At 72.4% G+C, this 21,583-nt stretch carries 17 protein-coding genes and 3 pseudogenes; 9 read left to right on the top strand and 11 right to left on the bottom strand.

The features are described 5' to 3' along the window. Window positions 1-15 precede the first annotated feature (15 nt). Both KGS77_RS03005 and KGS77_RS03000 read left to right on the top strand, forming a co-directional pair. Window positions 16-1,182 (top strand): thiolase domain-containing protein, encoded by a 1,167-nt coding sequence (locus tag KGS77_RS03005; protein ID WP_242587266.1) that lies wholly within the window; start codon window positions 16-18, stop codon window positions 1,180-1,182. 110 nt (window positions 1,183-1,292) lie between these two features. Continuing rightward, window positions 1,293-1,532: a DUF397 domain-containing protein gene (locus KGS77_RS03000; RefSeq protein WP_242578547.1), complete on the top strand. Its 240-nt coding sequence runs from the start codon at window positions 1,293-1,295 to the stop codon at window positions 1,530-1,532. Between the two features lie 99 nt (window positions 1,533-1,631). Here the strand turns inward: KGS77_RS03000 and KGS77_RS34860 are convergent, their stop codons facing one another. From KGS77_RS34860 to KGS77_RS02985, 5 genes are all read right to left on the bottom strand, one after another. Continuing rightward, window positions 1,632-1,979, bottom strand: coding sequence for a hypothetical protein (locus KGS77_RS34860; protein WP_347404428.1), 348 nt, complete (start codon window positions 1,977-1,979; stop codon window positions 1,632-1,634). Between the two features lie 163 nt (window positions 1,980-2,142). Continuing rightward, complete coding sequence (locus tag KGS77_RS34855; protein ID WP_347404427.1) at window positions 2,143-2,319, bottom strand: hypothetical protein; 177 nt, start codon at window positions 2,317-2,319, stop codon at window positions 2,143-2,145. Window positions 2,320-2,321: 2 nt separating this feature from the next. Further along, complete coding sequence (locus tag KGS77_RS02995; RefSeq protein WP_347404426.1) at window positions 2,322-4,019, bottom strand: hypothetical protein; 1,698 nt, start codon at window positions 4,017-4,019, stop codon at window positions 2,322-2,324. A gap of 105 nt (window positions 4,020-4,124) precedes the next feature. Then, entirely contained in the window at window positions 4,125-4,844 is a 720-nt protein-coding gene (locus KGS77_RS02990; RefSeq protein WP_242578546.1) for a leucine-rich repeat domain-containing protein, read from the bottom strand. 118 nt (window positions 4,845-4,962) lie between these two features. Continuing rightward, window positions 4,963-5,550 (bottom strand): dihydrofolate reductase family protein, encoded by a 588-nt coding sequence (locus KGS77_RS02985; protein ID WP_277994311.1) that lies wholly within the window; start codon window positions 5,548-5,550, stop codon window positions 4,963-4,965. Between the two features lie 292 nt (window positions 5,551-5,842). Between KGS77_RS02985 and KGS77_RS02980 the strand changes: the two genes are divergently transcribed. After that, the gene (locus KGS77_RS02980) at window positions 5,843-6,343 is read left to right on the top strand and encodes a hypothetical protein (protein ID WP_242578544.1); all 501 of its coding nucleotides are present in this window, start codon (window positions 5,843-5,845) and stop codon (window positions 6,341-6,343) included. A gap of 131 nt (window positions 6,344-6,474) precedes the next feature. Here KGS77_RS02980 and KGS77_RS02975 read toward each other — a convergent pair whose 3' ends face one another. Next, window positions 6,475-8,382 carry a peptidoglycan recognition family protein gene (locus tag KGS77_RS02975; RefSeq protein WP_242587265.1) on the bottom strand — a complete coding sequence of 636 codons (1,908 nt, stop codon included), beginning with the start codon at window positions 8,380-8,382 and terminating at the stop codon, window positions 6,475-6,477. A gap of 441 nt (window positions 8,383-8,823) precedes the next feature. Further along, the gene (locus tag KGS77_RS02970) at window positions 8,824-9,957 is read right to left on the bottom strand and encodes an aminoglycoside phosphotransferase family protein (protein ID WP_242578543.1); all 1,134 of its coding nucleotides are present in this window, start codon (window positions 9,955-9,957) and stop codon (window positions 8,824-8,826) included. Between the two features lie 273 nt (window positions 9,958-10,230). Here KGS77_RS02970 and KGS77_RS02965 point away from each other — a divergent pair, with 273 nt between their 5' ends. Next, window positions 10,231-11,724, top strand: coding sequence for a hypothetical protein (locus tag KGS77_RS02965; protein WP_242578542.1), 1,494 nt, complete (start codon window positions 10,231-10,233; stop codon window positions 11,722-11,724). A gap of 213 nt (window positions 11,725-11,937) precedes the next feature. Here KGS77_RS02965 and KGS77_RS02960 read toward each other — a convergent pair whose 3' ends face one another. After that, window positions 11,938-13,464 carry a SpoIIE family protein phosphatase gene (locus KGS77_RS02960; RefSeq protein ID WP_242578541.1) on the bottom strand — a complete coding sequence of 509 codons (1,527 nt, stop codon included), beginning with the start codon at window positions 13,462-13,464 and terminating at the stop codon, window positions 11,938-11,940. A gap of 323 nt (window positions 13,465-13,787) precedes the next feature. Here KGS77_RS02960 and KGS77_RS02955 point away from each other — a divergent pair, with 323 nt between their 5' ends. Then, window positions 13,788-15,218, top strand: coding sequence for a HEAT repeat domain-containing protein (locus tag KGS77_RS02955; RefSeq protein ID WP_242578540.1), 1,431 nt, complete (start codon window positions 13,788-13,790; stop codon window positions 15,216-15,218). A gap of 631 nt (window positions 15,219-15,849) precedes the next feature. Then, a pseudogene (locus tag KGS77_RS34850) lies at window positions 15,850-15,980 on the top strand (IS630 family transposase); the annotation flags it as partial. A 239-nt stretch (window positions 15,981-16,219) separates the two neighbouring features. Here KGS77_RS34850 and KGS77_RS02950 read toward each other — a convergent pair. The 3 genes and pseudogenes from KGS77_RS02950 to KGS77_RS02940 form a co-directional block, all read right to left on the bottom strand. Beyond that, window positions 16,220-17,091, bottom strand: a pseudogene (locus tag KGS77_RS02950) (biotin-dependent carboxyltransferase family protein). Continuing rightward, complete coding sequence (gene pxpB, locus KGS77_RS02945; protein WP_242587264.1) at window positions 17,088-17,861, bottom strand: 5-oxoprolinase subunit PxpB; 774 nt, start codon at window positions 17,859-17,861, stop codon at window positions 17,088-17,090. Before pxpB ends, KGS77_RS02950 begins: the two are co-directional and overlap by 4 nt. A 35-nt stretch (window positions 17,862-17,896) precedes the next feature. Continuing rightward, on the bottom strand, window positions 17,897-18,673 hold the full coding sequence (locus KGS77_RS02940) for a 5-oxoprolinase subunit PxpA (RefSeq protein ID WP_242578539.1): 777 nt from the start codon (window positions 18,671-18,673) through the stop codon (window positions 17,897-17,899). Window positions 18,674-19,072: 399 nt separating this feature from the next. Here KGS77_RS02940 and KGS77_RS02935 point away from each other — a divergent pair, with 399 nt between their 5' ends. The 3 genes and pseudogenes from KGS77_RS02935 (at window position 19,073) to KGS77_RS02925 (ending at window position 21,573) form a co-directional block, all read left to right on the top strand. Next, window positions 19,073-19,798, top strand: coding sequence for a GntR family transcriptional regulator (locus KGS77_RS02935; protein ID WP_242587263.1), 726 nt, complete (start codon window positions 19,073-19,075; stop codon window positions 19,796-19,798). A 103-nt stretch (window positions 19,799-19,901) separates the two neighbouring features. Next, window positions 19,902-20,609, top strand: coding sequence for a DUF969 domain-containing protein (locus KGS77_RS02930; RefSeq protein ID WP_242578538.1), 708 nt, complete (start codon window positions 19,902-19,904; stop codon window positions 20,607-20,609). Next, window positions 20,606-21,573: pseudogene (locus KGS77_RS02925) on the top strand (DUF979 domain-containing protein). Before KGS77_RS02930 ends, KGS77_RS02925 begins: the two are co-directional and overlap by 4 nt. Window positions 21,574-21,583: the final 10 nt, after the last annotated feature.

Here is a 21,583-nt window from a genome sequence, read left to right as displayed (position 1 = left end):
ATGGGCCGGCGGGCCGTGAACAAGGAACCCGTCGCCGTCGTCGGCATCGGCCAGACCAAGCACGTCGCCGCCCGCCGCGACGTCTCCATCGCCGGTCTCGTACGGGAGGCCGCCGTACGCGCCCTTGAGGACGCCGGACTGTCGTGGCCGGACGTCGACGCCGTCGTCATCGGCAAGGCCCCCGACTTCTTCGAGGGCGTGATGATGCCGGAGCTGTATCTCGCCGACGCGCTCGGCGCGGTCGGCAAGCCGGTGCTGCGGGTGCACACCGCCGGGTCGGTCGGCGGCTCGACGGCCCTGGTCGCCGCGAACCTCGTCGCCGCCCGCGTGCACCGCACCGTACTGACCCTCGCCTTCGAGAAGCAGTCCGAGTCCAACGCCATGTGGGGCCTCTCGCTCCCCGTCCCCTTCCAGCAGCCGCTGCTGGCGGGCGCCGGCGGGTTCTTCGCCCCGCACATACGGGCCTACATCCGGCGCAGCGGCGCCCCCGAGACGATCGGCTCGCTGGTCGCGTACAAGGACCGCCGCAACGCCCTGAAGAATCCGTACGCCCATCTCCACGAGCACGACATCACCCTGGAGAAGGTGCAGGCGTCACCGATGCTGTGGGACCCGGTCCGCTATTCGGAGACCTGCCCGTCCTCCGACGGCGCCTGCGCGATGGTCCTGACCGGCCGGGACGGGGCGGCCCGCGCGCCGCGTCCGCCCGCGTGGGTGCACGGAGGGGCGATGCGCAGCGAGCCCACGCTCTTCGCGGGCAAGGACTGCGTCTCGCCGCGGGCCGGCCGGGACTGCGCCGCCGAGGTGTACCGGCAGGCGGGGATCACCGACCCGCGCCGGGAGATCGACGTGGTGGAGATGTACGTCCCCTTCAGTTGGTACGAGCCGATGTGGCTGGAGAACCTGGGGTTCGCCGCCGAGGGGGAGGGGTGGAAGCTCACCGGGGCCGGCGTCACCGCCCTGGACGGTGACCTGCCCGTCAACCCCTCCGGCGGCGTCCTCTCGGCCAACCCCATCGGCGCCTCCGGCATGATCCGGTTCGCCGAGGCCGCGCTCCAGGTGCGCGGAGGGGCCGGCGCGCACCAGGTCGACGGCGCCCGCCGGGCCTTGGGGCACGCGTACGGAGGCGGTTCCCAGTTCTTCTCCATGTGGCTGGTCGGCGCCGAGCCGCCCGCCGCGTGACCGTAACACCACCTATCGGACGCGCGGTGCCGGACTGCGGTCCGGAGCCTGTCCGGCACCGGGCGCAGTGACTAGTCTGACGGCGGAGACGAACCGGGAGGAGCAGCGACGTGGCCGAGGGCATCATCGATGAACGACAGGCGGCCGGGGCCGTTCCCGACCTCGATCTCTCCGGCGCCCACTGGCAGTCGAGCAGCCAGGGGGCCGGCGACGTCCAGGTCGCTTTCGTCGAGGGCTACATAGCGATGCGCAACCGGCGCAGTCCGCAGGTCCCGGCGCTGATCTTCACGCCCGCCGAGTGGCGCGCGTTCGTCATCGGCGCGCGGGACGGCGAGTTCGACCTGACCTGACCAGGCCCGGCCTGTTCCGGTCCGTTCCAGTCCATTCAGGTCCGTTCAGGTCCCTTCCAGCCTGTTCTGATCTCTTCCGGTCCGAACCGGTCTGACCCATCACGGGACGGAGGCGGCCAGTGGCCCCAGGAGCGCCGGCAACTCGCCCTCGTACACCACCGTCAGCCGCCGGGTGACGCGGGTGATCGCCACATAGAGGTCCTGCCCGCCCCTGGGGGACCGTGCCACGATGCCCTGCGGGTCGGCCAGGACGGCGCGGTCGAACTCCAGCCCCTTGGCCTGCGTCGCGGTCAGCAGCACGACCGGGGCGTCCAGCGCGCCGGGCGATGCGCCGCGCGCCACGTCCGGCAGCGCCTCGGCCAGCGCCGGGACGGCCCGCTCGGCGGCGATCACGGCCAGCCGCCCGTCGCGGCCGTCCCCGCCCAGCGCGGCCAGCTCCCGCGCCACCACCCGCGCGGTCGCCCGCGCCAGCTCCCCTTCCGGCGCCCGTACGGCCCGGGCCGCACCCCCTCCCTGCGGACCGACTCCGGCGGCTCCTGATCCGGTGCCACCGCCGCCAGCACGCCGCAGGCCAGCTCCATCACCTCCGCGGGCGTGCGGTAGTTGACGGTCAGCCGCTCCTGGCGCCACCGGCCCCGGTGTACGGATCGAGCACCTGGCCCCAGGACCGCGCCCCGGCCGGGCTGCCGGTCTGCGCCACGTCACCCACCACCGTCATCGAGCGCGTGGGCGCCCTGCGCATCACCATCCGCCAGGCCATCGGCGACAGTTCCTGCGCCTCGTCCACGATCACATGTCCGTACGTCCAGGAGCGGTCGGCGGCGGCGCGGTCGGCGGTGGTACGCGCCGGGCCCTCGTCATGATGACGCGCGGCGAGCGTCTCGGCGTCCACCAGCTCCCCGGCCGCGCCCCGGTCATCTCAAGCACCCCACGGGCGTAGTGGACCTCTTCGCGCCACTCGGCCTCGGCCGCACGCGAGCGGGCCCGCTCGGCCGCGTCGTCGCTCCCCAGCAGCTCCGCCGCCTCGTCCAGCAGCGGTACGTCCTCCACCGTCCAGCGCGCCGCCGTGCCGACCCGGCCCGCCGGGCGGTACAGCGCCCCGCGCTCCGCCTCCGTCAGGTGCGGCGCGGCCCGGGCCAGTCGCGCGGGGTCGGACAGCAGCTCGCCGACCAGGCGCTGCGGGGTCAGCGGCGGCCACAGGGCGTCGAGCGCCGCGCGTACGGACGCCTGCTGCCACAGCTCCGCGGGCGCGTGGCGCACCTCCTCCTCGTCCGGCGGCAGGCCCAGGGCGCGGGCCCGCTCCCGTACCAGCGCGTTCAACATGTCCCGCACGAAGCGCTTGCGGGCGGTGTTGTGCGGCGCGTTCAGGGCGCGGGCCCGCCGCCGGGCCCGCGCACAGTCCTCGGCGCGCAGCCGTACGGTGTCGGTGTCGCCGGCCCGGAAGCCCTCCACCGTGATCTCCGTGTCGCCGTCGGGCAGCCGCTGCCGGTCGCGCACCGCGGCTGCGATCACCGCCGCCATCCGCGGATCTCCCTTGACCACCGCAGTGTCGGGCGCGTCGGAGGCGGTGGCCCGTACGCCGGGGAAGAGACCGCCCAGCGCCGTCAGGACGACATCGCTCTCGCCGAGCGAGGGCAGTACCTGGCCGATGTAGCGCAGGAACGTGGCGTTGGGGCCGATGACCAGGACGCCGCGCCGGGCGAGAGTGGTGCGGTGGGTGTAGAGAAGATAGGCGGCGCGGTGCAGCGCGGCGACGGTCTTGCCGGTGCCGGGCCCGCCCTGGACGACGAGCACGCCCTGGAGGCCGGCCCGGATCACCCGGTCCTGCTCGGTCTGGATGGTGGCGACCACGTCCGTCATCCGGCCGGTCCTGCCGCGCCGCAGCGTCGCCAGCAGGGCCGCCTCGCCGACCAGTTCGCGGCGGTCACCGGCGCTCATCCGCTCCAGGTCGAAGACCTCGTCGTCGATGCCGATGACGGTACGGGCCCGGGTGTGCAGATGGCGGCGGCGGACCAGGCCGCCGGGGGCGCCGGGGGTGGCGGCGTAGAAAGGGCGGGCGGCCGGCGCCCGCCAGTCGATCAGCAGCGGTTCGAGGTCGGCGTCGCGCAGCCCGATGCGGCCGATGTGGTGGCGGACTCCGTCGGCCGCGTCGATGCGGCCGAAACATAGGCCGTCCTCGACGGAGTTGAGCCGGGCCACGGTACGCGCGGACTCCTCGGTGAACACCTCGCGTTCGACCCGGGACTGGTGGGTGCCGCCCCGGTCCGCACCGGACTGGGCGGTACGGAGGGCGGCTTCGGCCTGCTCGCGGGCGGTGTCGAGGTGCTCGTACAGCGTGGTCAGACAGGACTGCTCGGCTTTGAGGGCCAGGGCCAGGGGGTCGTCGGCGGGTTCGGTGGGCCGGGCGGGTTCGGCGGCTGCGGCGGCTGCGGGCGGAGCGGTCTCGGCGGGTGTGGCTTCGGCGGGCGCTTCTTGACTGCGAGCCATAGTTGGTGATACCCTTCAACTGGGTGTCGTGCGATGACCTTTCAAGTGACGGTCAACCGCTGAGCGTACCACCGTCCGGGCCCCGCAGTGGAGTTCCCGGGCCTCTCAGACCAGGACGACGCACCCCCGCTCACGAAGTCCCCGTACCTCCACCGCCTCGTCGTCCACGGCGTTCCAGCGCAGGTCCAGCTTCTCCAGCGACGGCAACTCCGTCACCCAGTGCGGGAGCCGGCGCAGCCGGTTGGCCCGCAGATCCACCTGGCGCAGCAGCGGCAGCCCGCGCAGCGCCTCCGGTACGCGCGGCAGCGCGTTCTCCCGCAGCTCCAGTACGCGCAGTTCGCGCAGCGCGCCGAACGTCGCGGGCAGATCGCCGAGTGAGTTGCCGCGCAGCCACAGTTCCCGCAACCGCGCCAGACGTCCGAGCGCATCCGGAAGCCGGGTCAACCGGGCGCGCTGGACGCGTAGTTCCCGCAGGGCGGACATGCCGCCGATCTCGTCGGGCAGCCGGCCGAGCGGGTTGTCGCCGGCGTTGAGATAGCCGAGCCGGTCCAGCCTGCCGAGGGCGGCGGGCAGCGCGGTGAGCCGGTTGTCGTGGAGGTAGAGGCAGTGCGCCAGACCGGCCAGGTCACCGATCTCCTCCGGCAGTCCGGTCAGGGCGTTGTGGCCGAGGTCGAGGGTGTGCAGGGCGCGGAGCCGGCCCAGCGCGGAGGGGACGCGGGTCAGATCGTTGTCCGCCAGGATCAGGACGCGCAGCTCCGTCTGCTCCCAGACGGTGGCGGGGACCTGGCCGAGGCCCGCCTTCCAGAGATTGAGTGTGTGCGGCACGGCGGATGAACACTTTCCGGTCGGCGGTCGGCGGTCGGCGGTCGGCGGTCGGCGGTCGGCGGTCGGCGGTCAGCGGTCAGGTGGGGATGACGGGGTGGCGTGGCGCCGGTGTCACTCTTCAGCGTGATGCCACGCGGTAGTACAGGTGCGTCACGCCCGTTCCCTCGATGACCTTCGGCCCGTCCAGCAGGACCGGCGTCGACGTCAGGTTGTCGAAGAACCGTGTCCCCTCGCCGAGCAGTACGGGGACCAAGGAGAGGCGGATTTCGTCCAGCAGCCCGGCGTTCAGGCACTGCTGGGCGATGTCGGCGCCGACGACGGTCACCGTCTTGGTCCCCGCGCTGGCCTTCGCCCGCAGCACGGCGCTTTCGAGGCCGTCGGTGACGAACGTGAAGGGCCCCTCCTCGCGCGCCCGTCCGGCCGGCACCGTGTGCGTGACCACGAACACCGGTACCCCGGCGGGGTGGTTGCCGCCCCAGCCGCGGGCGTCGTCGTAAAGGCGCCGCCCGCACAGCAGCGCCCCGACGGTGGCCAGGCCGTGGCGCACATGGCCGGCGCTGGCCTGCGACATGTGGAACGTCCACCGCGGGTCGGCGCCCGTCACCTTCACCTCGCCGTTGGAGTACCAGCCGACGAGGTGCTCCACCCCGTCGGTGGGATGGGCGATGAAGCCGTCCAACGACATTGACATATCCGCGACAACCATGGCCATGGGAGCCCCCCGTTCAGCTCAACCGCTTCCATCTGCTTTCCACGTCCGGACCGAACGTCCTGTTGATGCTGCTTCCCGTTGCGGGACGTCGGATTCATGGCACCGGAAACCCCGTTCCGGATCACCGTTCCGGATCACGCCGTCAGGGTACGCGGACACCGGATAAGGAGAGGAGAAACAGCGAAGAAGAAAGGCGTCGGCAGACCGCGGAGCGGAACCGGTCCGCCGCCCCGAAGAAGGGGGACGCACGGCGCGGGCGGCCGGGCGGGCCACGTACGATGGCGGTATGTCCTTTCTCCGCCGCCGCAGCGCAGCCACGCCCGCCGGGCCTGACTTCGACGTCCTCGCCATGGATCCCGGCGACTGGCCGGGCAATCTCGGCGCGGGGCTGCTCCCCGCTCCCGACGGAAGCTGCCAGGGCGTCTTCCTGCGCTACGACCTGTTCGGCGGACGCGGCCCGGCGATGATCATCGGGAATCTTCCCGAGGGCTCACCGGCCCGCGAGCTGGAGGACGGGCAGGTGCCCTTCGAGGTGGCCCAGCTCCTCGCTGCGCTCGGTAACGACGAGCCGGTCACGGTCGTCTCCAGTGAGGACACCCCCGTGATGCACGACGACAACCTGCTGATCGTCAAGCGCATCAAGTGCTCGGAGGGCCGGATCGCCTGCGCCCAGTTCGACCGCAGCGACGGCGTCCTGGTGACCATCGCCAGTTGGGACCGGCCGATCACCGACGACCTGTACGCGCTCCTCAAGCCGCTTCCCGCGGAGATGTTCCAGCAGGGCTGAGGGCGGCCCTTCCGGACACGGACACCGCATCCGGAAGGCCACCCTGCCCTCTGGAGAACCGCCTCTCCTCCTTGAGACTCGCCCTGCGGTCTTCAGCGGTCTTCAGGCCGCCCTGCGTTCCCTAGGGGCCACTAAGCGTCCGGCGGTGCGTTGACGACCACGTCGGCGGCCCGTACGTAACCCACCCGGTGCCCGACCTGGATCTCGTAGTACACGTCCTTGCCGCGCACGACCCGGTGCGGGGCCAGTTCGAAGGTCTTGGCGTAGAAGTACTCGCCGGTCAGCCGCTCGCCGATGGCGTACTTCTGTCCGGCGAGCAGCTTGTACGGCAGCGGAGTGATCGGCTGGACCGGCACGTTCGCCGGGTAGGCCGCAGCCTCCGGGTAGGCCCTGCCGTACACCGGGATCGAGGCCACACCGGCTTTCGGCGTGGCGAGCAGGCCCTTGGTCGGCACCGCCGTCGGCTGGTCCTTGGGGTTGTGGAACCACGCCTTCTGACCCAGATACCAGATGGCGGTCCAGTCGCCGCGGCGCTCGGCGACCGCGTACCGCTGCCCGGTCGTGGCCCGGGCGCCCGTGTCGTTGACGTCGGTCGTCGAGGCCCCGCCGTCCGGACGCAGGCCGATGTCCTTGACCAGCGGCGCGGTCAGGCTGGGCGAGGTGTACAGGCGCACCGCCGAGGAGCCGTGCGCCGCACACGTCCCGGCCTTCGTGCAGCCGGTGTAGACCGGCTTGTTCTTGGCGTAGTCCGGTTTGATGGTGACCATGTCGCTGTCCGCGCCGGCGGTACCGGCGAAGGGAGCGCCGAGCAGCTCGAAGTAGTGCGCCCAGTCCCAGTACGGGCCGGGGTCGGTGTGCATGCCCGGGATCGTGGCCGGCGTCGTACCGGGGACGTTGTCGTGCCCGATGATGTGCTGCCGGTCCAGCGGCAGCTCGTACTCGTCGGCCAGGTACTTCACCAGGCGGGCCGAGGCGCGGTACATCGCCTCGGTGTACCAGGTGTCGGGCGCGGTGAGGAAGCCCTCGTGCTCGATGCCGATGGAGTGGGAATTGACGTACCAGTTGCCGGCGTGCCAGGCGACGTCCTTGTTCCTGACGTGCTGGGCGATCAGCCCGTCGGAGGAGCGGATGGTGTAGTGCCAGGACACATACGTGGGGTCCTGGACGAGCTTGACCGCCGAGTCGTAATAGCCCTCCACGTCGTGGATGACGATCGCGTTGATGTCCTGGTCCTCGGGGCGGTCGGCGATGTCGTGGTTGCCGTAGTCGTTGTCACCGAACTGCTGGTACGGCGCGGGAATCCACTGGCAGGTCACCGTCTGCGGGCACTCGGTCTGGCCCGCGGCCGGTGCCGCCCGCAGCCCCAGGCGCCGGGCCTGTGAGGTGTCGGGGGACAGCCGCGGGGCCCCGGGCAGGGTGACCCGCTGGCCCTCGTCGGTCGTACGGGTCTCGCCGCGGCGCATGACGTCGTACACGTCGTCGGCGAAGCCGGAGGCGGTCCGTACGTCCTGGGCCCCCGAATAGCGGGCCACGGCCCCGTACCAGTCGGCCGGATCGCCGCCGGCCCGCAGGCCCAGCCGGCGCTGTTCGGCGGCGAGCAGGGCCGCGCCCCCGCGGATGTTCGCGGCCGGATCGGTGCGCAGCCGTGCCGCCGGAAGGCCGGTCAGCTCGGCGGCCCGGCGCAGGGTCTTCAGCCTGGCGGGCAGCCGGGCCTCGTCCGGCAGCCCGCCGGACGCCGGCGGCCGGACCGTCTTGCGGGGCCGGGAGTCGTCACCGCGGGGGTCCTCCGTGGGGTCGCTGTGGTGGGTGCGGCTGCCGGCCAGCGCCGTACGGGCGTCCGTCAGGTGCATCGGACCGTAGCCGCCGGTCACACTGGGCGCGCCGTGGTGCCCGTCCCAGCGGGATTCCAGGTAGGCCACGCCCAGGAGCACGCTCTGCGGGACGTGGTAGCGGGCGGCGGCGTCCGCGAACGCCTGCTGGAGGGAGCCGGTACGGGGCTGGCCCGCGGTGGCGGACGGGGTGGCCGTGACCAGGGGCACTATCAGCGCGGCCGTGGCGACAGCGGTGGCCGTCCGGCGCGCGGTCGCTCTTCCCCGTACGGCCGCGTCCCTTCGCGCACCCGTACGAGCGGGTTGTGCTTCGTCTTCCGGGGCGGATCCTCGCAATGCAGCCTCCTCGTGCCGGCCGGAGGGAACCGGGGCGGTGTGACGGATGGTGCGCATACGGGCGTCCGGGGCGGACCCGCATGAACAGAGCTATCGGTTCGCCGACTATCCGTCAATCACCACGCACAGAGAGGATTCCGCATGTCAGCGCGTGTCCTGGGGCGCGGGAGGAAGAGATGGGCCAAAGGGGTGGGGGTGGCGTAGGGAGGCGCGGCGCGCCACGGAGGACGGCCCACACGAGCGTGTGTTCCCAAAGACGGCACACATGAGCGGCGCGCCCGTACGGACGCGCCGCTCACCTGCCCCCGGCGTGGATCAGCGGGTGCCGACCGCCGCCCGTACCGCACGGCGCGCCATATGGCAGTCGTCGTGCAGCCGGCGCAGCAGCAGCCGCTGCTCCTCGCCCGCCGTGGGCGCCCCGGGCTGTCCCGGACCGGAGGTGCCCGCCGGCGCCGGATCCCGCATGGTCCGCTGGACCTGGGTCTCGTACCGCCGGATCTCCTGGGTCAGCACCAGCATCAGATTCACCAGGAAGGCGTCCCGCGCGGCCGGACCCGCCGCCTGCGCGAGCTGGCTGATGTGCCGGCGCGCCACGGGAGCGTCACCGAGCACCGACCACAGCGTCGCCAGGTCGTACCCCGGCAGGTACCACCCCGCGCTGTCCCAGTCGAGCAGCACCGGCCCGGCCGGGGAGAGCAGGACGTTGTTCAGCAGCGCGTCACCGTGACAGAACTGGCCCTGCTTGTGAGCCAGGCCGTGCATGAGCTTCTGCAGATCGCCCAGGTCCCGGTCGGTCAGCAGGCCGAGGTCGTGGAAACGGCGGATCCGGCCCGCGTAGTCCAGCGGCTTGCCGAACATCGTCAGGGGCGGCTGCCAGAGGTTGATCCGGCAGATCGCGCCGATGGCGGCCCGTACGTCCGCGCGCGGCGGAGCCTCGGTCGGATGCCTCTGCATCGCGGCGACCCGGCCCGGCATCCGCTCCACGACCAGGACGCAGTTGTCGGGGTCCGCCGCCACCAGCCGGGGCACACGCACCGGCGGGCGGTGGCGTACGAACGCCCGGTAAGAAGCTATTTCGTGCCGGAACCGCTCGGCCCAGGCCGGGGAGTGGTCCAGTAAACACTTGGCGACCGCGGACGTGCGTCCCGTCGTCCCCACCAAGAGCACGGACCTGCCGCTCCGACGCAGCACCTGGACCGGGTTGAACTCCGGGCAGATGCGGTGCACCGAGGCGACCGCGGCGCGCAACTGGGCGCCTTGGGGGCCGGACAAGTCGAGTCTCCCGCTGAGCGGTTGGGGGCCTGCCCCGTGCGCCCGCCGGGGACGGCCACCGGGGAGGCCGGCGACCGCCCCCGCCGACTGGGAGGGGTCGAGGTACGGCCCGCCGCCGGACGGCTGCGGGCGGTACGGCCGGGGCGGGGCTGTCACGGCGGACGATGCTGCGTACATGGGTGAGACAGATCCCTTCGTGCGCCGACGGTGGTGCGTGCGCTCCCGGCCCGGTGGAACGGGGCCCGGACATGCTTGGGAAACGGGCCCGGTCAGAGGGTTCGCACCCTGGGGAATGCGATCCCGGCACCGGGCCGGGGGCTGCATTCCTTACAGAACACGCGGGCGCGGGTGGCAGACCATCTGGCGGACCCTGGCGAACCCTGGCGAATGCTCGCAGCGCCTGAGACGGGCCGTTACTGTCAACTCAGTCGAGGAACCTGGGGGCTTGACGTGAACAGGGAGCCGAACACCCGTCTCGCGGATCTATTCGGTCTTGCCGGCTGGTCCAAGGGAGAGCTGGCGAGACTGGTCAACCGGCAGGCGGCGGCCATGGGGCACCCACAGCTCGCGACCGACACCTCGCGGGTACGGCGCTGGATCGACACGGGGGAGACCCCCCGCGATCCGGTGCCCAAAGTGCTGGCCTCACTGTTCACCGAGCGACTCGGCCGTGTCGTAACCATCGAGGACCTCGGGTTCGGCCGTTCCGGGCGCGCGGGTAGACGGCAGGGCGCGGACGGCCTGCCGTGGCCGCCCGAGCGGACGGCGGCGGTCCTCACGGAATTCACGGGAATGGACCTCATGCTCAACCGACGCGGCTTGGTGGGCGCGGGCGCGGCGCTCGCCGCGGGTTCCGCGCTCAGCAGCGCCATGCACGACTGGCTGCACACCGATCCGGCCCTGGCCGCCGACGCACCGCGCTTCGGCGACCCTTTCGCCGCCCATCCCATCGACCAGGTCGGATTCGACCGTTACGAAGCGGCCCCCGTGGGGTCACAGGAGATCGACGCCCTGGAGCGCTCGGTCGAAGTCTTCCGCGCCTGGGACGCGGCCCGTGGTGGCGGGCTGCAGCGCAAGGCCGTGGTGGGACAGCTCAACGAGGTCGGGGGGATGCTCGCCTACCGGCACCCCGACCACCTCCAGCGCAGGCTGTGGGGTGTGGCCGCCAACCTCGCCGTCCTGGCGGGCTGGATGTCGCACGACGTGGGCCTGGAGCCCACGGCCCAGAAGTACTTCGTCATCGCCGCCCACGCGGCGCGCGAGGGCGGCGACCGGCCGCGGGCGGGCGAGGCGCTCTCCCGGGCCGCCCGCCAGATGGTGCACCTGGGACGGCCGGACGACGCGCTGGACCTGATGAAGCTCGCCCGGTCCGGCTCCGGGGACGAGGCCCTGCCCCGTACCCGCGCCATGCTCCACACCATCGAGGCGTGGGCGCAGGCGACCAAGGGGCAGGGCCAGGCGATGCGCCGTACGCTCGGCGAGGCCGAGGAGCTGTTCGCCTCGGACCGGGGCGATGTGCCGCCGCCGAGCTGGATGCAGATGTTCGACGAGGCGGACATGCACGGCATGCAGGCGCTGGCCTTCCGTACGCTCGCCGAGCACGACCCGAAAGCGGCCCGGGTCGCGCAGAGCCACGCCAAACAGGCGCTGCGGCTGCGCAGGGAGGGCTACCAGCGCTCGCAGATCTTCGACTACATCTCGCTCGCCTCGGCGTGCTTCATCGCCGACGACCCGGAACAGGCCGACCGCTACGCCCGGCTGGCGCTGGTGTCCATCGGGGAGAACTCCTCGCACCGCACCTGGGACCGGCTGCGGGAGATGTACCGGCTCACCGGCCAGTACGCGAACTACGCCAAGATCCAGGACCTGCGCGAGGAGATTCAGCAGGCCCTTCCCCGACCGCGGGCCAAGAGCCCACGGCTGGGCAAGACCTTCACCCTGTGACTCCGAGCGGCGTGGTTCCGGCCAGCGTGGTTCCGGCCGGCTCCCGCGGGATGTACCGCAGGCCGGACCGGACGACAAGTACATAACCGTACGTATCGAGTGAAGTGATACGTACGGAAGCTGAAGGTTGCCGGGAACCGGGAAGCCCGGAAGCAGTGACGGCAGCCTGTTCTCTCTGTCTCTCCTACCGTCTCTCCTACCCTGACCGCCTCATCAAGCGCCCACCCTGGCGATCAGGACACACGCGTCGTCCTCGCGCTCGGTGCTGCCGAACTCCTCGGCGACGATACGGACGCAGCTCTGCGCGTCCCGGGCCGCGGCGAACCGCGGCGCCAGCGACAGGAGCTGCTCGGTGCCCTCATGAGTGGTGTGGGCGTCGGGCCGTCGACGGGGCGCCAGCCCGTCGGTGTGCAGCACCAGAAGGTCGCCGGGCTCCAACTGCTCCGTGCGCTGGGTGTAGTGGGCGCCCGTGGTCGCACCGAGCAGCACACCCTCGGGGGGCTGTAGCGCGCGCCCCGTCCCGCCGCGGAAGAGCAGCGGGGCGGGGTGTCCGGCCTGGGCCCACAGCAGCCGGCGGGTGGCCGGATCGAAGCGGCAGCACACCGCGCTGCCCAGAGCGGGCTGTGCCGAGGCGTCGAGGAGTTGGTTGAGGAACCCCATCAGCGGGGCAGGCTCCTGTCCGGAGACGGCCATTCCGCGCAGTGCGCCGAGGACCATCGCCATGCCGGACGTCGCCGTGGCGCCGTGGCCGGTGAGGTCGCCCACGCTCAACAAGGTGCGGCCGTCCGGGAGTTGCAGGGCGTCGTACCAGTCACCGCCGATCAGGGCGCTGGTGGCGGAGGGGAGGTAGCGGGCGGCGAGATCGAGGGCGACCGGTCCGCCGTGCGGGAAGCGCAGGGAGCCGCGCCACGGCGGCAGCACCGCCTCCTGCAGTTCGACCGCGAGCCGGTGCTCGGCCCGGGCGATGTGCTGCTCGCGCCGGAAGGAGTCCTGGGACTCGCGCACCGCCCGCTGGCTGCGGCGCAGCTCGCTCACGTCACGCAGCACGGCCCACATGCAGGCGGTGCTCCCGTCGGCGTCGAGCACCGGCTCACCGACCATGTGCACCGTACGGACGGTCGCGTCGGGGCGCACGATGCGGAACTCGCCGTCGATCGGACTGCCGTCCACCAGGCAGTCCGTGACCATCCTGGTGAGCTGCTCCTGGTCTTCGGCGAAGATCAACGACGGCAGTTCGTCCAGGGTCAGCGGCCCGTCGGCCGGGTCCTTGCCGAAGATCCCGAACAGCTCGTCCGACCAGGTCACCTCATCGGTGAGGAGGTTCCACTCGGCGCTGCCCACCCGGCTCAGCAGCGAGCCGCGGGCCGCCGCCTCCGCCGCGTACCCGGCCGGAGCCTCACAGGCCGCGAGCCCGTCCGCCGCCTCCGCGGTCGCCGCATCCCCGTGCTCTCCGTGCTCTCCGTGCTCCCCGCCCTCGCCTGCCCCGGCGTCCTTGGGCAGGCCCTCTCTGAGCTGGTCGAGGTGGCCGCCGAGGTCGTCGAGGTGGTGGACGGCGAGGTCGCACAGCGCCCGCTGCCAGCGCAGCCTGGGATCGGCGGTGGCCTCGCTGTCCGCCGAGGTCTCGCGGCGTACGGCGTCCAGGCCGCCGCGCAGACGGCGGGCCTGCGTGATCAGCGCGTCGACGGTTTCGCGCTCGGGCGGCTGGGCGGCTGGGCGGTCCGCGAAGAGGTGGGACGGCATGACGTTCTCCGTGATCAGGCGGCGCGGCGGCCAGGTCTGATGGAAGGTCCGGTTACGACTGTTGCACAGGCTGCGACTCCCTGTAAGGGATTTGGCATTACCCGATACGGTGGTGCATTTGGCATATGCCCCTGGCAGCCCGGGGGGATCCTGCCCGCGAATCGGCGGAACGGCCCGTTCCAAGCTAGGCTGCGGCGGCCGGGTAGCAGTCCGTCCCGCCGATCCATGGTGGGAACGATGCATACGGCCCGCGGTCACCGGCAAGAATGCCGGTCGGCGGAAATCCCGTTGCCAGCCTGACCCCCGCACCGGATGCTGACCTCATGTTCGATCCAGACATAGCGCCCAGTGGCACCCTGCTCGGCCTCCTCCAGCGAGGCCGCGGCGACGGGACGCTGCACGCCCTCGCGGCGCCGCGGGCCGAGGCGCTCGCGGCACTGAACGCCAGTGTGCTGCGCGACCCGCGACGCGACTGGCAGGTGGAGAACCGGTCGCTGTACTACGCACGCCTGTACATGCAGCTCGACGGTGGGCTGGAGGAGATCGAGCGGCATCTCTTCCACGCCGAGGACCTCACCGACCACAGCGAGGAGCGCACCGGCCTCGCCCTGGCCGTACTGGGGCACCTCGCCTCGTACGGCCGTGACGCGGCCCTGCTCCTGCTGCGCAGCTACGCCGCCGTCGGCAGCAACTGGCGCTGGGCCCTGGACGAGCTCGCACTGCGGGACGACGACGCCGGGCTGGCCTCCCTGGCGCCCGCCGTCCTGGCACGCTTCCCGCAGACCCCACAGGGCGACGCGGAGCTGGCCACCGCCGTACGCGACGCCTTCGAGCCCCGGCCGTGGCGGCTGTGGGCCGAGGACCCCCGCTACGGCGAGCGGGTCCGCGCCGCTCAGGAACAGGGGTCCTTCGACCGCTGGCAGCGGCAGTTGCGACCGAGCGGGCCACGCCCCGGCTGGAGCGTCACCGAAATCCTGGACTGGGCCCAGAAGGGCCTGGAGCTGCACCCCGAGGAGTGGCGGCAGGTGCCCGCCGCCCGCTGCCTGGCCGCCGTGGCCGGGCCCGAGGACCGCCCCGAGCTGCTGCGGGCCGCCGCCGGGGGCCCGGACGCCGCCCGCGCCGCCGCCCTGCGGCACCTCGCCGAACGCGGCGATCCCGACGCCCTGGACCTCATCGAGACCGCTGTCGCCGACCCCTTCTCCTCCGAGGCGTTGACCGACGCGGCGCTCGCCTCCTTCGCCCGGATGCGTGAGGCGGTGGCCGTCGAACGGGCCAGGCTGTGGGCGCGGCGTACGGACCGGCTGGGCTCGGCCGCCGCCGCGATGCTCGCCCGCCGTGGCGACAAGGGCGACGCCGGGCCGGTGCTGGCCGCGCTGCGCCGGATCGTACGAACCGAAGGCCCGGACGCGGAGGGCCTGTGGGAACTGGTCGACGGGGCCGGACGGCTCGGCGTCGCCTGCGCGGCCCCCGTCCTGCGCCACATCTACCGCGAAACCGCCTCCTCCCACCTCAGAGGCCGCGCCGCCGGGGCCCTGGCCTGCACGGATCCCGGTTTTGCCGCCGGTTTCGCCGTCGAGTGCCTGTGGGACTGCGAGGAGACCACCAGAGAGCTGGCCGCCCGGCACGCCGCAACCGGCGACGACCGGGTCGTCGAACAGCTCCGCCGGCTGGCCGCCGACCCGGCCGAGGAGGCCGAGGTGCAGACCGCCGTACGCAGCCGGTTCGGCCCGGACAACGACGCCTCGGCCGTCTGACCGGGGGACTGCCGTACGGCTCGCCCGGCCGGGACAGCGGGGCGGCCCACGACCGGGACAGTACGGGATAAAACGGTCCGTACTGCCGGCCGTACGGTGATCGCTCCCACGGCACCGAACAGTTGCATGGCCCTATCCGACACGCCGGCGCGCGGGCGGCACACACGGGGCGCGTGCTACCCGCACGCTCCTGCTATGGCGGCTGCGCGCCCCCGTTCTGTCTGGCTTCGGCTAATCGGGAGCATCGCCCGCAGAGAGTGAGGTATCGCTCGGGCGGCAACGGCGATGACGAGCGTGTCGCGGGCGTCGGCCGTGGCCGAGACCTTGGCCTCGCCGTGACGGAGGCCGGCGTTCCGCCGCGTGGCCGGTCGGCTCGGCGGCAGGACGACGTCTCAGTCCGTGCTGCGGGTTGCCCGTGGCACCGGTCGCCGCATTCGCAGGGTGAAGGGTCTCCCGGCCCGCGGCGAAGCCGGTGGCCATGCCCCTGGTCGGCGGCCTGTTGTCGCCTCGGGAGCCGGTGATGCCCAGGCGAGTGGTTCCGATTGAGGGGTTCACGGACATAGGGAGGGTGCCCGGCATCAGGTTGTGGCGACCGAACTCGACCGCTTCCAGGTGGCCCGGGAGATCAGCCCCCGGCCGCAAGCGGCAGTTCCACGCGTTCTTCCGGCGCCGCTCACCCGAACAAAACCTGGCCACCGCCGCCCCTGAACAAGCCCCTGGTTCCCAACCCGTTACCGACAGGACTTCTGGAAAGCCGCTTAGCTGTCGAGAAGGTAATTAGGGCGGTCGTGGCGTCACCGCGGCTCGCGTTCGTTCACTCGTTCGAGTGCACGTTCGGCCGATCGCGTTGGCCGCGGCAGCGGCGGGGAATGCTTTGGTCTGTGAGTCGCGTGCGGGGCGTGGCCGGGGGAGTGGCGGGGGTGCAGCGAGATGTCGGCGAAGAAGTGGGGGCCGGAGCGGCGAGTGAGGCCGATGGGGCGGGCGGGGCGGAGGCCGGCCTGTCAGGTGTCCAGCCGCCGTGGCAGGAAGCGGACGGGCGTGCCGGGTACGGCCTGGGCGGCGGCGGGCAGGGCATGGCGGGGGACGACGCCGATGACCGGGTAACCGCCCGTCGTGGGGTGATCGTTGAGGAAGAGCACGGGCAGTCCGTTCGGCGGGACCTGGAGGGCGCCCAGCGGCATGCCTTCGCTGGGGAGTTCGCCGTCCTTGGCGCGCTCCAGCGGGGGGCCTTCGGTGCGCAGACCGATGCGGTTGCTCGCCGAGGACACACGGAAGCGGCCGGTGGTCAAGGTGCGGAGGCCCTGGCCGGTGAACCAGTCGTCGCGCGGGCCGAGAAAGACGGGGAGGACCAGCTCCGTCACCGGGCCCGGGTGCGGCACGGCGTCCACGGTCGCCGGGGGGCCGTACGGGTGGCCGAGGGGCAGCACGCAGCCCTCGGTCAGCGGTGGCGGGCCCAGTCCGGACAGCAGGTCGGCGGCCCTGCTGCCGAGCACCGGCTCGGCGTCCACGCCGCCGGAGAAGGCCAGGTGGGAGCGGAGGCCGTAGGTGGCGGCGCCGGCTTCCACGACCGCGCCGGCGGGGACGTGCACGGGCGCGCCCCAGGGCGCGGGCCGGCCGTCGACCCGTACCGGGCAGGGGGCGCCGGTGACGGCGACGACGGTGGACGTACGGACCCGTACGGCACAGCCGTTGAGGGTGGTCTCCAGCGTGGCGGCGGCGTCGGGGTTGCCGACGAGGCGGTTGGCGAGGCGGTGTGCGGGCTCGTCCAGGGCGCCGCGCGCGGGACTCCCAGGTGGGCGTGGCCGGGGCGGCCCAGGTCCTGGACGGTGGTCAGGGCACCGGCCCGGACGACGGACAGGGCGCGGTCGGTCATCGGGCGTCGTCCTCGCTGTCCGTCATATCCGTTTCGCTCGTTGCATCCGTCTGGTTCGTCCTGATCGTGTCGTCGGCGGTGCCGCTGTCGTCGGCGGTGTTCGCGGCGTCGGCGGGGTCCGCGGTGCGCGGCTGTGGCTCAGGAGCGTCCCTGTCGGGGGAGGAGGGGACGAAACGGACGCGGGTGCCGGGGGTGAACAGCGCCGCCGGGTCGCGGTCCGGGTCCCACAGCACGGCGTCGCTGGTGCCGATCAACTGCCAGCCGCCCGGGGAGGAGCGTGGATAGACACCGGTGTACGGGCCCGCCAGCGCGACGGAGCCGACCGGGACCTTGGTGCGCGGGGTGGCCCGGCGCGGCACGTGGTAGCGCTCGGGCAGACCGGTCAGATAGCCGAAGCCCGGGGCGAAGCCGCAGAAGGCGACGCGGAACTCCGTCGCGGCATGGATCCGCGCCACCTCCTGGGGTGTGACGTTCCACAGGGCGGCGACGTCCGCGAGGTCCGGCCCGTCGTAGCGCACCGGGATCTCCACGGCCGGCCGGCCGCCCGGGGCCGGCGGCGTCAGGTCCCAGGTGGGCAGTTCGGCGGCCAGCCGCCGGGGGTCGGTGAGCCCCTCAAGCAGGACGGTGCGTGCGGCGGGCACGATCTCGCGTACGGGCGCGAGGGTGCCCTCGGTGATCCTGCGCAGCAGTTCGGCGTGGAGCGCGTCGACGGTGGCGGCGTCCTCCACTTCGACGAGCAGCCCGTGCTCGCCGACCGGCAGCGGCCGCAGGCCGCCGGTCGGCACGGGCCGTACGCCGGGCCGGTTCACGCGAAGCTCCGTATGCGGACCCCGGCCGCTTCCAGCCCGTCCCGTACGCGCCGGGCCAGGGCCGCCGCGCCCGGGGTGTCGCCGTGCAGGCACAGGGAGCGGGCGGCGGTGGCCACACGGGTTCCGTCGATGGCGGTGACGGTGCCGTCCCGGGCCATGCCCAGGGCGCGCGCGAGGACCGCGTCGGGGTCGTGGACGACCGCGCCGGGCTCACGGCGCGGCACGAGCGTGCCGGCCGGGGTGTACGCGCGGTCGGCGAACGCCTCGCCGACGGTGGGCAGCCCCGCGCGGCGGGCGGCCTCGTGGAGGCGGGAGCCGGGCAGGCCCAGGACCGGCAGCGGGCGCCCGGCCGTCCGTACGCCGTCGATGACCGCGGCGGCCTGTTCCTCGTCGTGGACACAGCGGTTGTAGAGCGCGCCGTGCGGCTTGACGTAGGCGACCCGGGCCCCGGCGGCGCGGGCGAAGATCTCCAGCGCGCCGATCTGGTACGCGATCTCGTCGGCCAGCTCGCGTGGCGGTACGTCCATGGCGCGCCGCCCGAAGCCCGCCAGGTCCCGGTAGGAGATCTGGGCGCCGATGACCACGCCGCGCGCGGCGGCCTGTTCGCAGACCCGGCGCATGGTGGTGGGGTCGCCGGCGTGGAAACCGCAGGCGACGTTGGCGCTGGTGACGACGGACAGCAGCGCCTCGTCGTCGGTGAGCTGCCAGCGGCCGAACCCTTCCCCCAGGTCGGCGTTGAGATCGATGAGGGCGGCGGGCGCCGGGTCGTTCATGCGGGTCCGTTCCGGAGGGGGCCACAGGTAACTGGTGCGGGTGCTGTGCGCGGTGCGCGGACGGTCTCCCGCGCGGAGTATGGCCCGCGTACCCGTACAGCGCCCTCTTGTGCAGGGGAGAGGACCGGCCGGCCCGTATCCGTAGTGACTCTCCCCCGAGGGCACTCGAGCCGACCGGTGATGCGTCCAACGTAAGCGATCGTTGAACGATCCGACAAGAGGTGTGTTGTCTCATTCTCCCATCTGGGATTGACTTCCGCTGACGGAACGACCGACGGGACGGTCGGCGGGGCCGCGGCGCGTACGGCTGCCGTACCCGCCGTGGACGAAGAGGCACGCCGCGGTCCGGCACAGCACGGCACGGGGCCGGCGCGGCACGGGGCGGGAATGGGGAGCGGTATGGCGGGCGGAGCGGCCAGGAACGATCAGCGGCGGCTCGCCGAGATCTCGGAACTGGCGGGGGACCGGGCGCTGCTGGGACGGTCGAGCACCGCCGAGCGGGTCGCGGACATCCTGCGGGACCGCATCACCGAGGGCTATTTCCCACCCGGCGTGCGGCTGTCGGAGGAGAGCATCGGCGGCGCGCTCGGCGTCTCGCGCAACACCCTGCGCGAGGCGTTCCGGCTGCTGACCCACGAACGGCTGCTGGTGCACGAGCTCAACCGCGGGGTGTTCGTACGGCTGGTGACGGTCGAGGACCTGGACGACATCTACCGGGTACGGATGCTCGTGGAGTGCGCGGCCGTGCGTGATCTGGGCGAGCCGCCCTATGACGTGGCAGCCTTGGACGCCGCCGTCGCCGCCGGTGAGCACGCCTTCAAGGAGCGTGCCTGGCGGGAGGTGGGCACCGCCAACCTCCGTTTCCACCAGGCGCTGGTGGCCCTGGCCGGCAGTCCGCGCACGGACGAGCTCATGCGGGGGGTGCTCGCCGAACTCCGGCTGGTCTTCCACGTGATGGACGATCCGCGGCGCTTCCACGCGCCCTATCTGACCCGCAACCGGCAGATCGTCGAAACGCTGCAGGCCGGGGACACGGCCGAGGCGGAACGGCTGCTGAAGTGTTACCTGGAGGACTCGCGCGCCCAGTTGTCCGGGGCGTACGCCCAGCGCATCGCGGCCGGGTGAATTACGCTCCCGCCACCTCTTGTCGGATCGTTCAACAATCCCCTAGCCTCCTCGGCATCCTCCTCACGGTCCGCGTGGGGTCCCGTATGCGGAAGGCGGACCTATGATCGTGCTTCTCGGCGTGCTCGTGGTCGTGGTCGGCTTTGCCACCAAACGCAATCCCCTGCTGGTCGTGGGCGTGGCGGGAATCGCCACCGGACTCCTCGGCGGGCTGTCGCCGACCGAGATCCTGGCGGCCTTCGGCAACGGATTCGCCTCCAGCCGGGCGGTGACGATCTTCGCCATCACCCTCCCCGTCATCGGCCTGCTGGAGAGGTACGGACTCCAGGAACAGGCCCGCCACCTGATCGCCCGCTTCGGCAGACTCACCACCGGCCGCTTCCTGACCCTGTACCTGGGCCTGCGGCAGATCGGCGCCGCCCTCGGCCTGATGAACGTCTTCGGGCCCGCGCAGACCGTACGGCCGCTCGCCGTCCCGATGGCCGAGGGCGCCGCCGAGCGCAAGTACGGCGCGCTGCCCGACAGGACCCGTGAGAAGATCCGGTCCTTCTCCGCCAGCGCCGACAACGTCGGACTCTTCTTCGGCGAGGACGTCTTCCTGGCCGTCGGATCGATCCTGCTGATCACCGGCTTCGTCAACACCACGTACGGCACCCACCTGGAACCGCTCCACCTCGCGCTGTGGGCCGTCCCGACCGCACTGTGCGCCTTCGCCGTCCACGGCTGGCGACTGCTGCGCCTGGACCGCCAGTTGGAACGCGAGCTGCTCACCGCCAACGTTCAGCCCGTCGTCGAGGAGGCCGCCAAATGATCAAGGCAGAGTGGTTCTACTGGCTCGTCGGCCTCAGCTTCCTGGCGATGGCCGCCCAGATGGTGACCGATCGCAGCAACCCCAAGCGCCTGGGCACCGGCGCCCTGTGGGGCCTGGTCGGCGCGGGCTTCCTCTACAGCAGCCTGGTGGTGGAGAAGAAGGCACCGGCCGAGCCGCTGGGCGCCGCCGTCCTGGCCATGGCCGTCCTGGCCGGCTTCGGCTTCACCGGGCGCGGCACACCACGCACCACCACCCCGAACAGCGCGCCGCCCACGCCGCCAAGCTGGGCAACAAGCTGTTCGTACCCGCCCTGACGATCCCCGCCGTCGCCATGATCTGCGCCGTCGGCGTCAAGAGGCTGACCATCGGGGGTGAGCGGGTCCTCCAGAAAGGCAGCGAGACCATCCTGGGCCTGGGCATCGCGGCCGTCGTCGCACTGACCGTCGGCATGGTCATGCTGCGCGAGAAGCGGGTCTCGGTGCCCGTCCAGGCCGGACGCTCGATGCTGGAGGCGATGGGCTGGGCCATGCTGCTGCCCCAGATGCTCTCCACCCTCGGCAACATCTTCCAGGTGGCCGGGGTCGGCGACCAGGTGGGCAAGCTGGCCTCCAGGATCCTGCCCGAGGACTCCCTCTACGTCGCGGTCGCCGTCTACTGCGTCGGCATGTTCCTGTTCACCATCGTCATGGGCAACGCCTTCGCCGCGTTCCCGGTGATGACCGCGGCGGTCGGCTGGCCGGTCCTGGTCCAGCACTTCGACGGCAATCCCGCCGCCGTCCTGGCGGTCGGCATGCTCGCCGGGTTCTGCGGCACCCTGGTGACCCCGATGGCGGCCAACTACAACATCGTCCCGGCGGCACTGCTGGAACTGAAGGACCAGTACGGACCCATCAAGACCCAGATACCCACCGCCGGCGTGCTGCTCGGCTGCAACATCCTCATCATGGCCCTCTTCGCCTTCTGACCCTCCCGGC

It is taken from the genome of Streptomyces sp. MST-110588 (genome assembly GCF_022695595.1).
GTDB lineage: Bacteria > Actinomycetota > Actinomycetes > Streptomycetales > Streptomycetaceae > Streptomyces.
The sequence above is the reverse complement of the archived record's forward strand: the minus strand, read 5'-3'. Positions and strand labels throughout refer to the sequence as shown.